Source organism: Paraburkholderia sp. RL17-347-BIC-D, assembly GCF_046027915.1.
Classification (GTDB): Bacteria; Pseudomonadota; Gammaproteobacteria; order Burkholderiales; family Burkholderiaceae; genus Paraburkholderia.
In genome coordinates this window covers 172,942-187,305 of the sequence record NZ_JARESS010000009.1, presented here as the reverse complement: position 1 = coordinate 187,305, position 14,364 = coordinate 172,942, and the positions used below count along the sequence as shown (strand labels likewise).

12 protein-coding genes are annotated in these 14,364 nt (G+C 63.0%); 7 read left to right on the top strand and 5 right to left on the bottom strand.

Annotation, left to right across the window (positions count from 1 at the left end; translation table 11 throughout):
* Positions 1–347 precede the first annotated feature (347 nt).
* Positions 348–1,103 carry a DeoR/GlpR family DNA-binding transcription regulator gene (locus P0D96_RS15120; RefSeq protein WP_408314104.1) on the bottom strand — a complete coding sequence of 252 codons (756 nt, stop codon included), beginning with the start codon at positions 1,101–1,103 and terminating at the stop codon, positions 348–350.
* Positions 1,104–1,227: 124 nt separating this feature from the next.
* On the opposite strand from P0D96_RS15120, the gene P0D96_RS15115 reads away from it, so the two are divergent.
* Complete coding sequence (locus P0D96_RS15115; protein WP_408178358.1) at positions 1,228–1,815, top strand: NUDIX domain-containing protein; 588 nt, start codon at positions 1,228–1,230, stop codon at positions 1,813–1,815.
* A 222-nt stretch (positions 1,816–2,037) separates the two neighbouring features.
* Positions 2,038–2,367, top strand: a complete 330-nt coding sequence (locus P0D96_RS15110) for a hypothetical protein (protein ID WP_342960527.1) — start codon at positions 2,038–2,040, stop codon at positions 2,365–2,367.
* A 141-nt stretch (positions 2,368–2,508) separates the two neighbouring features.
* Here the strand turns inward: P0D96_RS15110 and P0D96_RS15105 are convergent, their stop codons facing one another.
* A complete protein-coding gene (locus P0D96_RS15105) occupies positions 2,509–3,510 on the bottom strand; it encodes an aldo/keto reductase (RefSeq protein ID WP_408314103.1) in 1,002 nt (333 codons plus the stop codon).
* Positions 3,511–3,739: 229 nt separating this feature from the next.
* On the opposite strand from P0D96_RS15105, the gene P0D96_RS15100 reads away from it, so the two are divergent.
* Positions 3,740–4,687, top strand: coding sequence for a LysR family transcriptional regulator (locus P0D96_RS15100; protein WP_408314101.1), 948 nt, complete (start codon positions 3,740–3,742; stop codon positions 4,685–4,687).
* Positions 4,688–4,717: 30 nt separating this feature from the next.
* Here the strand turns inward: P0D96_RS15100 and P0D96_RS15095 are convergent, their stop codons facing one another.
* On the bottom strand, positions 4,718–5,878 hold the full coding sequence (locus P0D96_RS15095; RefSeq protein ID WP_132382999.1) for a porin: 1,161 nt from the start codon (positions 5,876–5,878) through the stop codon (positions 4,718–4,720).
* A gap of 521 nt (positions 5,879–6,399) precedes the next feature.
* On the opposite strand from P0D96_RS15095, the gene P0D96_RS15090 reads away from it, so the two are divergent.
* A complete protein-coding gene (locus P0D96_RS15090; protein ID WP_132382997.1) occupies positions 6,400–7,509 on the top strand; it encodes an OpgC domain-containing protein in 1,110 nt (369 codons plus the stop codon).
* Between the two features lie 99 nt (positions 7,510–7,608).
* Positions 7,609–8,517 (top strand): alpha/beta hydrolase, encoded by a 909-nt coding sequence (locus P0D96_RS15085; RefSeq protein ID WP_408314099.1) that lies wholly within the window; start codon positions 7,609–7,611, stop codon positions 8,515–8,517.
* Positions 8,518–8,568: 51 nt separating this feature from the next.
* Here the strand turns inward: P0D96_RS15085 and P0D96_RS15080 are convergent, their stop codons facing one another.
* Positions 8,569–9,651, bottom strand: coding sequence for an AI-2E family transporter (locus P0D96_RS15080; RefSeq protein ID WP_408314097.1), 1,083 nt, complete (start codon positions 9,649–9,651; stop codon positions 8,569–8,571).
* A gap of 371 nt (positions 9,652–10,022) precedes the next feature.
* On the opposite strand from P0D96_RS15080, the gene P0D96_RS15075 reads away from it, so the two are divergent.
* Together P0D96_RS15075 and P0D96_RS15070 are read left to right on the top strand one after the other, a co-directional pair.
* The gene (locus tag P0D96_RS15075; protein ID WP_106311561.1) at positions 10,023–10,304 is read left to right on the top strand and encodes a DUF3331 domain-containing protein; all 282 of its coding nucleotides are present in this window, start codon (positions 10,023–10,025) and stop codon (positions 10,302–10,304) included.
* Between the two features lie 271 nt (positions 10,305–10,575).
* Entirely contained in the window at positions 10,576–13,152 is a 2,577-nt protein-coding gene (locus P0D96_RS15070; RefSeq protein ID WP_408178364.1) for an adenosylcobalamin-dependent ribonucleoside-diphosphate reductase, read from the top strand.
* A gap of 54 nt (positions 13,153–13,206) precedes the next feature.
* Here P0D96_RS15070 and P0D96_RS15065 read toward each other — a convergent pair whose 3' ends face one another.
* Complete coding sequence (locus tag P0D96_RS15065) at positions 13,207–14,364, bottom strand: glycosyl hydrolase (RefSeq protein ID WP_408314150.1); 1,158 nt, start codon at positions 14,362–14,364, stop codon at positions 13,207–13,209.

The following is a 14,364-nucleotide window of genomic DNA, read 5'->3' as shown; positions in this document are numbered from 1 at the left end:
CGCGCGGCCGCGTGCGTGACGGCACGCGACGAACCTGCGCTGGACGGCTATCACCACGAGGGAGGTGTTCGAACCGCGGACGCTATTTAACGCCCGGGCGTACCGGCGACCTGCGACGACCGTCACTTCGGTCGTGCCGCAGTCGATCTGATTGACCTTGAACTACCGTGAGTTGCCTTGTCCTCGCCCCACAGAGGGCAAGGGGCGGGATTATCGCGCTGATTTGCCGCGGGGTGCGTCAAATTTTTTGCCCTATCTCGCAAATAACGGATCTCGTATGGTCCGCTATATTCGCGGGTTTACAGCGGTTTCTGGCGGTTTTTCTACTTTTTAATCAGCATGCCCAACTATGCCCGCACGATCGTGATACCCAACGCTTCGAACGGCGCGGTCAAGGCCTCGTCCGTATTCCGTTCGACGACGATCGTGCTCGCCGCCGTCACATCGGCGATCTTGTACGGCGAGGCCGCATTGAGTTTTTCCGCCGACGCCAGCACCACCGTCTCCGCCGCGTGTTCCGCGAACGCGCGTTTCACGTAGGCCTCTTCCCTATCGCCGGTGCTCAGGCCTGCTTGCGGATGCACGCCGGTCACGCCCATGAAATACAGATCCGCGCGAATGTGGCTGAGCGCTTCGATTGCCGCGGCGCCGACGTTGACCATCGAATGCCGGAACAGGCGGCCGCCGATCATCACGACTTCCAACCCGGCATGCTCCGCGAGTTCGACGGCGATGCTCGGGCTATGGGTGACGATCGTCGCCCGCAAGTCACGCGGCAGATGACGCGCGAGTTGCACCGCGGTCGTGCCGCCGTCGACGAACGCAATCTGGCCACGCACGATCATGCCCGCGGCCGCCCGGCCGATCGCCGCCTTCGACGCCGACTCGATACGCTCGCGCCCGGCAAAGTCCGCCGCCGCCGGCGACGCCGGCAGTGCGCCGCCATGCACGCGCTGAAGCTGACCTTCGGCAGCGAGCTCACGCAGATCGCGGCGAATCGTGTCTTCGGAGACGTCGAATTCGGCGCTCAAGGTTTTGGCGACCACTTGCCCGTTACGCTTGAGCGCATCGAGTATCAGTTGCTTTCTTTGCGATGTGAGCACGGCGGCGGTCTTTAGCGAGTCTTATCAATTTGCACGAAATTACTTGTTTTTGCACGATATCGCACGATACCATGATTCGCATGCGGGGGCGAACCGCGTTTCCCTACAGGACAGGATGCGAGCCATGAACGAAATCGCCGAACGGGTCAGGATTGTCGACGTCGAGGTGCTGTCGGACGACTGGTACGTGCTGAAAAAAACCACCTTCGACTTCCAGCGCGCCGACGGCAGTTGGCAACGCCAGAGCCGCGAAACTTACGACCGCGGCAACGGCGCGACGCTGCTGCTCTACGAACCGCACCGGCGCACGGTCGTGCTAACGCGGCAATTCCGCTTGCCGGCGTTCGTCAACGGTCATCACGGCATGCTGATCGAGACACCGGCCGGGCTGCTGGAGACCGCGTCGCCGGAGGAACGGATTCGCGCGGAAGTCGAGGAAGAAACCGGCTACCGGGTGCGCGACGTCCGCAAGGTATTCGAGGCCTTCATGAGCCCGGGTTCGGTCACGGAGAAACTGCACTTTTTCGTTGCTGAATACGATGCGGTGGCGAAAGTCGGCGCGGGCGGCGGCCTCGCCGACGAAGGTGAAGATATCGAGGTGCTGGAGCTGCCGGTGGACGAAGCGCTGGCGATGATCGAGCGCGGCGAAATCGTCGACGGAAAGACCATCATGCTGTTGCAGTACGCCCAACTGAATCTGTTCGGGACGTAGTTCGAACGTGGCGCGTTTCCGCGCTTTTCGGAATCATCCTACCCGGCATTAGGAAAAGGACGATAGGTTGAACACGGCAGTAAAAATATTCTTACGCATCCCAGTGAGATTGACCGGCGCCGCAGTCAAGGCGACGCCGGTTTATCGAATGGAAAACCCTTTCCGTCAGAATATTTTTAATTCGCCGCCTTTATCAAGGCTGCGGGTAAAGCCGAGGTTCAAATGGATTCTCTCAGTTCCGCAAACCGATTCATGAACGGTTTTTTCTTCGGCACCCTGATTGCCGCCGTCATCATGGTGCTCCTGTGCAATGCAGGTGAATTTTCGCCGTTTATGGCCAAACTGCATGCACTCGAACAGGTTACGATGACCGCGCTGATTTCCATCGTGATCGTCGACGCAAAACCATTGGCCTATAAAACCGTCTGGCGCGAGCGCCGCTGCAGCTTCGTCCTCGACGAGGACATCAACGCCACCCTTCGCGGCCGGACGTTTGGTATTCCGTTTGGCGTTATCGTCGGCATTCTGTTTCAGAATTACGTGATGAATTGAGCGCTAATCCGTTTTAATACGCCGCTCGATATTCATAGTCTGAAATTCGCGCGCCTTGTGATAATCCGTTATCCCAGGCGCGCGATTCGTTTACGTCTTCCCTTTTCCCAATGCGGGCCGATCGAAAAGCCGATCAGCCGATCAATGCCCGCTGCGTTCGCTGTCGAGATGCGCCATCTGCACCTCGTTGTAGCGCGAACCCGCCACGGCTTCAGGCGGAATCGCAGCTTCGATGCGCGCCAGTTCGTCGGCGCTCAGGCGCAACTCGGTCGCCGCGAGCGCGTCCGTCAACTGGCTGCGGCGCCGCGCGCCGACCAGCGGGACGATGTCGTCACCGCGTGACAAGGCCCATGCGATCGCCAGTTGCGCTGGATTGGTGCCGCGCGCGTCGGCGATAGCGCGCAGGGTTTCGACCAGCGCCAGATTGCGCTCGAGGTTCTCGCCCTGAAAGCGCGGGCTCACGCTGCGGAAATCCTTCTGCGCGCCACGCTCCTTCGACCACGTGCCGCTCAGCAAACCCCGCGACAACACGCCATACGCGGTGATGCCGATGCCGAGTTCACGGCACACCGGCAAAATCTCGGCCTCGATTCCACGCGACATCAGCGAGTATTCGATTTGCAGATCGTCAATCGGCGCGACGGCCCGCGCCCGGCGTAGCGTGTGCGCGCCGACTTCCGACAAGCCGATCTGGCGCACGTAGCCTTCCTTGACCAGATCGGCAATGGCGCCGACGGTCTCTTCGACCGGCACCGCCGGGTCGAGTCGCGCGGGGCGGTAAACGTCGATATAGTCGGTGCCGAGCCGCCGCAGCGTATACGCGAGGAAATTGCGCACCGCCGCCGGCCGCGCGTCGAAGCCGATCCAGCCGCCGGCCGGATCACGCATCCCGCCGAATTTCACGCTGACCACCACGTTCTCGCGCTGGCTCCCTTGCAGCGCGTCGCGGATCAGCATTTCGTTGTGACCCATGCCGTAGAAGTCGCCGGTGTCGAGCAGCGTGATGCCGGCGTCGAGCGCCGCGTGAATCGTGGCGATGCCTTCGTCGCGGTCGGCCGGACCGTACAGATCGGACATGCCCATGCAGCCGAGGCCGATGGCGGAAACTCGCGGGCCTTGCTGGCCCAGTTGACGTGTATTCATTGCGTGCATTCCCGAAGTCGTTTGATCGCGTTGAGGATGACGGCGAACCGGCCTGCGTGAAGCCGCGTTTGAAGCCGGGTCCGCCACGCCTGAGCGGCATTCTGCGCCCGAGCCGACAAGCGATAAAGGCGCGGCGTCCGATCAGATTGGTCGAAAACGGTTAACAATCAGGGTAATGGAAAGCCACCCGAACCCGGTCCGGCTGCTTCTCAGACGGAGAGCGTCGTCGATGGATCACTTGCAAGCCATGAGAGTCTTCGCGCGCGTCGCGCAACTCGGCAGCTTCACCAAAGCCGCCGAGCAGATGCAACTGCCGCGCCCCACCGTCAGTAACGCGATCCAATACCTGGAAAGCCATCTGCGCGTGCGGCTGCTTCAGCGCACCACGCGGCGCGTCGCGCTCACGCCTGAAGGCGCCGCCTATCACGAGCGCTGCGTCCAGGTGCTGGCCGAGATCGACGACGCCGAGGCGCTGTTCGCCGACGTCGCCAGCGGTCCGCGCGGCGTGATCCGCGTCGACCTGCCGGAGCGCTTGGCACTGCATGTGGTGATCCCCGCGCTGCCGGAATTCTTCGCGCGTTATCCGGACATTCGCGTCGTGCTGAGCGCGACCGATCGCATGATCGATCTGATCGAGGACGGCGTGGACTGCGCGGTGCGGGTCGGCAGCATGGGCGACACGACGCTGGTCGCGCGGCGCATCGGCGAGTTCGAGCAGGTCAATTGCGCGTCGCGCGGGTACATCGAGAAACACGGCTTGCCGCGCACGCCCGCCGATCTGGACGACCATGTCGCGGTCGGCTTTTTCTCCAGCCGCAGCGGGCGCGATCTCGACTGGGAGTATCAGGAGCAAGGCGAACTGAAGACGGTCGCGATGCGCAGCGCCGTCTCGGTCAACAGCGCGCATGCCTATATAGGTTGTTGTCTCGCCGGGCTCGGCATGATTCAGGGGCCGGTCGGCAGCGTGGACGCGCCGCTGTTCGCAAGCGGCGAACTCGTCGAAGTGCTGAAGGACTGGAAAGCGCCGCCGCTGCCGGTGTCGGTGGTGTTTCCGCACGGCCGGCATCTGGCGCCGCGGGTGCGGATTTTTGTCGACTGGGTGGCGGAGTTGATCGGCACAAAGACGCCCGCTGTGGCGGCGCCTAAACACAAACGGCCGCGCGGCGCGGCCAGGTAAAGTTAGCCGAGGTGGTTAGCCCAGGTGAAGTCAGAACTTGTGCCGGATCGCTGCGCGCACCACGACCTGCCTCGAGGTCGATGAAGGAGACTGCGTGCCGACGTTGAACGCGTCGTCCAGAATCGAATAGGTCGCGTCGCCCGTCACCTGCTGATACTCGCCCTGGATGTAGACGTCGGTGCGTTTGGACAGGTTGTAATCCGCCATCAGGCCGAACGAGTGAATCTTCGGCTTCACGCCGCCGGTCGAGGCGTCGTAGGTTTCCATCGTGTACACGTACTGTGCACCGACGAACAGCATCGGCGAAATCTGATACTTGCCGTTCACCTCGAAGTTCTGATACTTCAGCGAGTTCAGCAATACGCCCGGCGGCACGAGCGGCGTCACGCCGAGATAGCCGTTGCCGGTCGGGTCCAGATAGTTCGAGTTGGTATAGACGAAGCCGGCCGTCGCCGGACCGAACGTATAGGTGATGCCACCGCCGAACACACGCATACGGGCGGCGATGAAGCTGGCGTCGTTCGCCGTGATCGCCCCGTTCGCTCCATTGCCGGGATTGTCGGCTTGCAGATAGGCCGCGGCCACCAGCAGGCCGCCATAAGAATACTGGCCGCCGAAACTGTACGCGCGATTGTTGGCGAAGTTGGTGTCGTTGCTGAAGCTATAGACGCCGCCGAACTGGAAGCCGGACAGCGACGGACTCGTGTACTTGATCGAGTTGTCGAGTCGGAACGAGTTGTCCGTGTTGTCGTTGTCGTACGGGTGGGAGAAGAGCAAGCCGGCCCAGTTGCCGTTGGCCGTGGTCTGGGCCAGATAATCGACCACCGAATCGTACTGGCGGCCGAACGTCAACGTGCCGTAGCGCTCCGCGCTCAAGCCGACGAAGGCCTGGCGGCCGAACATCCGGCCGCCCTGGTTGAGCCGCCCGGAACTCACGTCGAAACCGTTTTCCAGCTGGAAGATCGCTTTCAGGCCGCCGCCCAGTTCCTCGGCGCCCTTCAGCCCCCAGCGGCTGCCTTGCGCATAGCCGCTCGCCAGCTCATAGACATGGCCGCGGCCGACATTGTTCGTGTAGTTGATGCCTTCGTCGAGCACGCCATATAGCGTGACACTCGTCTGCGCCAGGGCGGGCGCGGCAAAAGCGGCGGACATAGCGGTGGAGACAGCTAGCGCGAACACTTGCTTGTTCATGACGATCTCCCTGCACTCGAGCAATGGGACAACTCGATCCGGCCGCTTTGTTCTTTGCGCCTTACAAGGTGCTGCATCGACCTTGACGCGCTTTCAGAAATCCTCACACGCCGTTAGGTCGCCGTCCATTGGGTGTCGTATCGATATCTCAAAACGTTGCGAAATCTCCACTTGGTGCGTTGGGCCCTTTTGTCGCGGCGCTCATTCAGGTAAACGGCGCAACGCCGCGCGGACTTGATACCGGCTGCGGCCGACGCGCGCTGACTTGCCCTGCCGCAGGCAGATTTGTCACGAAAGGAAATATAATCGCAACCTTCTTGCGGCGGCGCAGCGGAACTCCGCGCCGCCACGTGGGTCATTTTTACTGCCCCCTGCAACCGCGCCACGTCCGGCCGGTTGAAAGCGGCGACGCGGGTCGCGTATCCGCCGCAGCATCCAATCCAATTTCTAAAAGCCTTGTGAGACGCCTGCCGCGCTGAACCAGCGCGCCGTCGCACGGGGTTTGCTTTTGGCGCCACACAATGCAAAAGTCGCAATCCCGCCTGATCGAACTCGATTTTTTTCGAGGGCTGGTCCTTCTGATCATCGTCGTCGATCACATCGGCGGCAGCATTCTGTCGCGCGTCACCCTGCACGCCTACGCGCTGTGCGACGCCGCCGAGGTCTTCGTGTTCCTCGGCGGCTTCGCGACCGCCACGGCCTACGCCGCACTGGCCGAACGGCGCAACGAGACGATCGCGCGCAGCCGTTTCCTGCGACGCTCGCTGGAGATCTATCGCGCGTTCCTCGTCACTGCTGCGCTGATGTTGCTGGTCAGCGCCGTGCTCACCGCCTTCAGCATCGACGGGCCGAATCTCGCCACCACCGATCTCGACGATCTGATGGACACCCCGCTCGCGGCTCTCGGCGACATCCTGCTGTTCCGCCGCCAGCCGTATCTGGCCTCGGTGCTGCCCATGTACGCGTTTTTCGCCCTGCTGGTGCCGATGATCCTGCCGCTCGCGCGCAGCAAGCCGTGGCTGCTGCTGGCCGGCAGCGTCGCGCTGTGGGCCGGCGCGCCCGCCATCGACGCCTACCTGCCCGCCGCGCCGGACATGCATTGGGATTTCAATCCGTTCGCCTGGCAATTGCTGTTCGTGCTCGGCGTGCTGGCCCGTTGCCAGCCGGTTTATCAGCGCATCAGCGCGCACCGCCTGAGCTGGGTCGTCAGCCTGCTGGCGTTTGCGGTGGTCGCGGCCGCCGCTTACTACAAGCTCTTTATCGAGCACGAGCCGCTCGATGGCAGCCTCAAGCAAAACCTCTCGTACCTGCGCGCGGTCAATTTCCTCGCCATCGCGTGGCTCGTCGCGAATCTGATTCAGCTCGGCTGGGCGAAGAAGCTCGCGCAATGGGTGCCGTGGGTCGGCGTGATCGGCCGCAAGGGCTTGCTGTGCTTTATCGCCGGCGCGGTGATCTCGCTCGTGGTCGATTCCGTGCTGTACGCGGCGACGGACGGTTACCTGAACTATCCGCTCGGACTGCTCGCGGATGCGATTGCGATCGGTGCGCTGTTCGCGGTGGCGCTGGGCGCGGAACCGCTCAAGCGTCTGGCTGGCCGGCTGTATGCCGGGCGGCTGCGGACATCGCCCTGAGCGGCGTACGCCGGCCGGCGACCGTTGCTCAAAAATTCACCGCCGATCCTGATAGCATGACGGCCGCGCGCGACCCACGCCGCGGCCTCCTACTCTGACATGCGTCTTTTCCTACGTTCCGCCCTCGTTGCGCTCTGCGCGGCCTCGAGCAGCGCGCCAGTGCTCGCCAGCACCGTGATCAGCCGCAGCTTCCATTCCGACGCCCTCGGCCGCGACTGGGCTTACACGATCTATCTGCCGACCGGCTATCGCCATGACGTCGGCCGCCTGCCCGTGCTGTATCTCCTGCACGGCAACAACGGCGACGCCAACGACTGGATCGCGCAAGGCCATCTGCAGAGCGCCGCCGACGCGCTGATCGAGCACAAGGACATGCCGCCCGTCGTGATCGTGATGCCGCAAGGCGGCACGGACTGGTACGTCGATCGCAAGGAGAAGATGGAGACCGCGTTCTTCGAGGATCTGCTGCCCGAGATCGAAGCGCGCTACGCGGTCTCGACGCAACGCGGCGGACGGATAATCGGCGGCGTCTCGATGGGTGGCTTCGGCGCGCTGCGCTATGCGATGACGCAACCGGAGCGCTTTTGCGGCGCGCTGCTGCTGAGCCCCGCGATCTATCCGAACGAGCCGCCGCGTGCGTCGGCTGCGCGCCGCGTCGGTGTGTTCGGCGAGCGCGAGTTCGACGCGCGGGTCTGGCACGAACTCAACTATCCGGCGCAGTGGGACCGCTATATGAGCCGGCCGTACCGTCTGCCGATGTTCATCGCCGCCGGCGACGACGACCTCGCGATCCAGGCCGATGCGTCTTCGCTCTATACGCACTTGCGGCTGGCGGGCAATCCGGCGGCGCTGCGCATTATCGACGGCGGCCATACGTGGGACGTCTGGAGCACGCTGCTGCCCGCGGCGCTCAAATACACGCTCGGTTGCGTGAAGCCGCAACCGCAGTCGCGACCGCAGCAACCACAGCAGCCGCCGCTGGAACATCCTTCGTATCAGCGGCCCTGAACGGTTCAGCAGTACTGGCTGAAATGGGATGGGCCTGAAAAAACAGTGCAACTATTGCACGAGGTCGGTCCACAACACCATCAGCACGGTCATCAGCGCGGGGCCGATGAAGATGCCGAGCAGGCCGAAAGTTTCCGCTCCGCCGAGAATGCCGAACAGCACGAGCAGGAACGGCAAACGCGTCGAGTTGCCGATCAACACCGGCCGCACGAAGTGCTCGGCGATGAACACCACGACCGAGCCGAACACGGCGAGGCCGACGCCCGCTGCCACCGAGCCTTGCGCGACCAGCCACAAGGCCGCGAGACCAAAGGTGATCGGCGCGCAGAACGGCAGCATCGCGGCGATCGCGGTGACGAGCGCGAGCAGCGCGACATGCGGCAGGCCCGTCACGAAATAGGCGACGCCCATCAACGCGCCCTCGCCGAGTCCGACCACGACCAGTCCCGACACCGTGCCGCGCACCGCCGTGGCCATCCGCAGCAGAAGTTGCGCGCCGTCGTCGCCGAAGCCGCGCCGCACGCCCTTCAGCAGCGAGCCGGACAAGCGCGGCCCCGCCTGAAAGATCACGAATAGCGTGATCAGCATGAAGCCGAACACCGCCACGGCATGCACCGCGCGCGCGCCGAAGTGGCGGCCGAGCGTCATCACCGTGGTGCTGTGCAGTCCTTTCATGGCGGCCGATTCGCGCAGTGGCTGAGCGAGGTTGGCCTGCCACCACGTAGAAGCCTGTTGCACGCCGAACGGCAGATGCTGGATGAAATCCGGCAGCGGAATGCCGTTTTCCTGGGCATCTTTGAACCACTCGTTCATGTCATGCGCCTCGCGTAGCGCCTGGGCAATGCCGATGCCCACCGGCAGCACGACCAGCAACGCGATCGCCAGCGTCAAGACAGCCGCGATCAGCGTCGTGCGTCCGGTGAACCAGCGGTTGCCCTCGACCCTGCGCAACAGCGGCCAGAGTGCGATTGCAATCACGGCGGCCCATGCCACCACCGCGATGAAATCGCGCGCGACCCACAACGCCAGCAGCACCAGTCCGATGTACAACACGAGGGAGGCCGCTTTCTGCTTCTTCAGGCAGTCCGACGCGTCAGGTGGTTCAGGAGGTGCGACAGGCGGGCGTGAATTCATGTGAGCTCTTATGGTTTTGTGAAGGTGCCCCCAAGGACTTCCTTCGGTGTGTGCGCGAGCCGACCGGAAAAATGCAAAACCGCTACACTGCCGTTGCACGGTCGCTCATCAATAACCACATCTTAAAGGAAGCACCGGCGCCCTTTGCGGGTCGAACGCTTGTCTCACTGCGTACAACACTGCGTTGCAAAAATCCGCCCTATCGTAAATTCAACTTAACAATGGCCCGCGAAGGCCCGTCTTTTCGGGATAGCGCGAATGTCAAGTTTCATTGTTGCTATTTGAAGAACAGTGTTTCAACCGCGACACAATGGCTATCCGACGCGCGCGGGACTACATTCGGCACACCACACAATACGGAGCCGACGACGATGACCTTAGAGTCCATCCCCCTTGACGGTACCAATGGCGTCCGCATCGAGATTCTCGAGCGTTCGGACACGACGCTGGTAATTCGCTGGGTCGAGCCGGGTAAATGTCATTACGGCGAGCAGCGGTGGCGCCGCAGGTCGGCACATACCTCGGGAACCTGCGCGGTCTCGCGGCGCAAGATTCGCCGCGGCGACGCGGTATTCAAACCGGCCGAGCGGCCGGCGCCTTTGAACGCTTCCGCGATGATTTGCGCTGAACTGCTGGAGTGCGTCGAAGCCTGAGCCTCATCTGCCTGCCGGCGTCGCGCGTGCGTTCCGCCACGTGCCTGACGTGCCCGATTTGCCCGGCGGACCAACCCACATAGCGGCACGCGCCTCGCGCGACCCGCTCCGCGCCGTGGGTAAAACACCCTCTGATTGCGGCCCTTCGCCACGTGCGTTAAGGTGGACGTCGTTGCGTCAAGTCACCTGCCGGCTCCACGCGCGGCGCTATCGTGACCCGCACGTCCACCCACCGCGCCGTGCCCCGTGCGGCGCCGATTGAGGGCATACCATGGCCGAAGACACGCCGGAAACCCGCGCGCAAATAGCGCCCCCCGCGCCGCCCGCTCCACTCGTCGCGCCGCAACAATTCTCCCTCGACGTCCTGCTAGAGAAGTACGCGAAAGGCGACGAACAATCGGCCGACGATGTGTTCAAGCGCGTCGCGCGCGGCGTCGCCGAGGCGGAGCCGCAAGCGTTGCGCGAGTCGGTTGAAGCGCTCTTCGTCGACAACCTGCGGCACGGCGCGCTCGGCGCCGGCCGCATCATGAGCGCGGCGGGCACCGGCATTGCGGCCACGCTGATCAATTGCTTCGTGCAACCGGTGGGCGACGCGATTCAGGGCGTCGACGAACAAGGCCTGCCCGGCATTTACGTCGCCTTGCTGCAAGCGGCCGAAACCATGCGCCGCGGCGGCGGCGTCGGCTACAACTTCTCCGCGATCCGTCCGAAGGGCGCGCGCGTTCACACCACCAGTTCGTCGGCGTCCGGGCCGTGCAGTTATATGGACGTGTTCGACGCGTCGTGCCGCACCGTCGAGAGCGCCGGTTCGCGGCGCGGTGCGCAGATGGCCGTGCTCGACTGCAATCACCCCGACCTGCTGGAGTTCATCGAGGCCAAGCATTCGAAGGGCCGCTGGAATAACTTCAACGTCTCGGTCGGCGTGACCGATGAATTCATGCGCGCGGTCGAGGAAGATCAGCCCTGGCAACTCGTGCATCGCGCCGAGCCTTCGCCCGCCCAACGCGCGGCCGACGACGTGCGGCAACGCGAAGACGGCCTGTGGGTCTACAGCGAACGCCCCGCGCGCGCGATCTGGGATCGCATCATGCGCTCCACGTACGACGTCGCGGAACCCGGCATCGTGTTCATCTCGCGCATGAACGAGGACAACAATCTGCGCGCGGTCGAAACCATCCGCGCCACCAATCCGTGTGGCGAACAACCGCTGCCGGCGTACGGCTGCTGCAATCTCGGGCCGCTGAACCTCACGCGTTTCGTGATCGATCCGTTCGCGCAGATGAAAGGCCGCAAGCCTTCGTTCGACTGGGACGGCCTCGCCAAACGCACGCGCACACAAGTGCGCTTTCTCGACAACGTGCTCGACGTCACGCTGTGGCCGCTGCAGCAGCAATACGACGAGTCGCGCGCCAAGCGGCGCATCGGCGTGGGCTTCACTGGCCTCGGCGATACGCTCGTCATGCTCGGCTTGCGCTACAACTCGCAGGAAGGGCGCGACTTCGCCGTGCGCATCGCGCAACTGATGCGCGACGAGGCGTATCGCGCATCCGTGGAACTGGCGCGCGAGCGTGGCGCATTTCCGCTCTTCGATGCCGCGCGTTATCTGGAAGCCGGCACGTTCGCCTCGCGTCTGCCCGAGGACATCAAGCAGGCGATTCGCAGCGATGGCATTCGCAACAGCCATCTACTGTCCATCGCGCCGACCGGCACGGTGAGCCTCGCTTTCGCGGACAACGCGTCGAACGGCATCGAGCCGGCCTTCTCGTGGACCTACACGCGTATGAAGGTGATGGCCGACGGCGGCCGCGAATCCTTCGATGTCGAAGACTACGCGTATCGGCTCTATCGCGAACTCGGCGGCGACACGAGCAAGCTGCCGGACTATTTCGTCAGCGCGCTGGAAATGTCGGCGCGCGACCATCTCGACATGATGGCGGCCGTGCAACCGTACGTGGACACGTCGATCTCGAAGACGGTGAACGTGCCCGCCGACTATCCGTTCGAAGCGTTCGAAAGCCTCTACTTCGATGCGTGGAAAAACGGCCTCAAGGGTCTTGCCACCTATCGGCCCAACGAAACGCTCGGCGCGGTGCTCAGCGTGAGCCCGCCGCAAGCCGACGACACGCTGGCCGAGAGCGACCTCGACCCGTTGCGGATCGCGATCGATCATCGGCCTAAAGGCGAGCTGCCCGCGATCATCGAGAAGGTCGAATATCTGACGCAGGCGGGCAAGAAGTCGCTCTATGTGGCGGTATCGTTCATCGAGGTCACGGGACGGCTGGGCGGTGAAGACGTCACCATCGAACGGCCCATCGAGTTCTTCATTCCGACCGGTCAGCGCGACGAATCGCAGCAATGGATCACGGCGACGATGCGTTCGCTGTCGCTGGCGGCACGCGGCGGTTTTGTCGCGCGCAACTTGCAGGACATGCGCAAGGTTTCGTGGGATCGCGGCCAGGTCCGGCTCGGTGAGGTGCAGCGTCTCGACGGGCATCGCACGCCGCGCTGGCACGATTCGGAAGTGGCCGCCCTCGCCTTTGCGATCCAACAGATTCTGCATCGGCGCGGGTTTCTCGATGCCGAAGGTAACCAGGTGCCTTCGCGCATGCTGGCGCGTTTGCCGCGCGGACAGATGCGGGCCGAGACGGCGTTGCCGGCGGATTTCGGCATCCGGCCGCATCCCGTTGAGACTGACGCCGACGCGCTCGCGTTGACGCAGCCCGGCGGAGCGCAAGGCCTGCATACGATGCTCGGGCGTAAGTGCGGGTCGTGCGGGGCGAATGCGGTGATTCGCAAGGACGGGTGTGACTTTTGCACGGCGTGTGGTGAAGTGGGGGCGTGCGGGTAGATTGGGTGGGTCGTGACGTCGACCCACCTATTCAAAAACGATAAACCCAGATCGCTATAGCTTCCTTTTCTTCAGCGTGTAGGCAAACAACGCGTACTGCGTGTTCGTATCGGGATCGAAGTAGCCGCCTTGAGCAGCCCCGTCATTCAGGTCGTTCCATGACTTTCCGAAATCCTTGCTGACGAAGGTGAGATCCCGTGGTGCGCCATCGCCCGTCGCATCCGTGGCATAGACCAGCAGCACGCCTTGCTGACCTACGCTGAGACCGTCGAGCATCAAGCGGTCGTCAAACGTATGCAACTGCTGCGCACTGGCTTTCTGGACGTTTCTCCATACTGAAACAGCGCCTGTGCGATGCCCCTTGTCGCTCGGGTCATCCCAATTGCGCGGCGCCCCCAACCGGGACAGCGCATACAGCGAGTAACCGCCGCTCGTTTGCGGGGATGATTGCAGGTCGACTACCGTCTGATCCGGCAGCACGACATCCGGCTCGAAGTCAGCCTGGTCCCAACTCAGCCGGTAGACAAGACTGGATGTTTTGATGTCGCCGGCTTGTTCGACATAGTAGGCAACACGCAGCACACCATCGGGGGCCAGGTTCACCCCGTCAAATGTTTTGCGGGGCTTACCAACGTCGGCGAGCGGCGGCACCTTGACCTCGTGCCAGGACTGACCGCCATCCGCCGTGCGCCATATGTGAGGTCCCCATCCAATTGCATAGCCGCGTTGCGGATCGAGAAACAGCAACTGTCCGATGTTGTGATCTGCTTGCCAGTTCAATTGCGTCCAGTTGCGGCCGCCGTCGCTGGAGCGCCAGAGTTTGGTAATTTGCGGTGCCAGGCCGTTCGATAGGCGAGGTGCTTTGTAATCCATCCAACCCGTGCTGATATAGACGGTACCCCAGTCTTTTGAATACCACCATGCGGCATCCTGACCTCGTTGCTGGAACGTGCGCTTTATCCCAGCTTCGATGGTCCCCTGCAAGAAATTTACAGTTGACCGGTTTAGGCGCTCGCCGGAGTCATTCATCCATTCTTCGGTTGGCTCTGCCACCTGCGGATCCTTCAACTGACTCGCTGGCTTGAAAGTGATTTCTGGATCTGCGAGCTTCAGACTGATCACCTGGTTTCCGCGAATACGAAATTCTCCGCCACCATAGGGCTTGTCACCTTTTGAAAAGGCGGTCGCAATCGTTTCCCAACCTGTCGTCAT

Coding starts and splice junctions, on each gene's coding strand:
- P0D96_RS15115 (WP_408178358.1), top strand. CDS start 1,228: ATGAACGAAATCGCCGAACGGGTCAGGATTGTCGACGTCGAGGTGCTG.
- P0D96_RS15110 (WP_342960527.1), top strand. CDS start 2,038: ATGGATTCTCTCAGTTCCGCAAACCGATTCATGAACGGTTTTTTCTTC.
- P0D96_RS15105 (WP_408314103.1), bottom strand. CDS start 3,510: ATGAATACACGTCAACTGGGCCAGCAAGGCCCGCGAGTTTCCGCCATC.
- P0D96_RS15100 (WP_408314101.1), top strand. CDS start 3,740: ATGGATCACTTGCAAGCCATGAGAGTCTTCGCGCGCGTCGCGCAACTC.
- P0D96_RS15095 (WP_132382999.1), bottom strand. CDS start 5,878: ATGAACAAGCAAGTGTTCGCGCTAGCTGTCTCCACCGCTATGTCCGCC.
- P0D96_RS15090 (WP_132382997.1), top strand. CDS start 6,400: ATGCAAAAGTCGCAATCCCGCCTGATCGAACTCGATTTTTTTCGAGGG.
- P0D96_RS15085 (WP_408314099.1), top strand. CDS start 7,609: ATGCGTCTTTTCCTACGTTCCGCCCTCGTTGCGCTCTGCGCGGCCTCG.
- P0D96_RS15080 (WP_408314097.1), bottom strand. CDS start 9,651: ATGAATTCACGCCCGCCTGTCGCACCTCCTGAACCACCTGACGCGTCG.
- P0D96_RS15075 (WP_106311561.1), top strand. CDS start 10,023: ATGACCTTAGAGTCCATCCCCCTTGACGGTACCAATGGCGTCCGCATC.
- P0D96_RS15070 (WP_408178364.1), top strand. CDS start 10,576: ATGGCCGAAGACACGCCGGAAACCCGCGCGCAAATAGCGCCCCCCGCG.
- P0D96_RS15065 (WP_408314150.1), bottom strand. CDS start 14,364: ATGACGACAGGTTGGGAAACGATTGCGACCGCCTTTTCAAAAGGTGAC.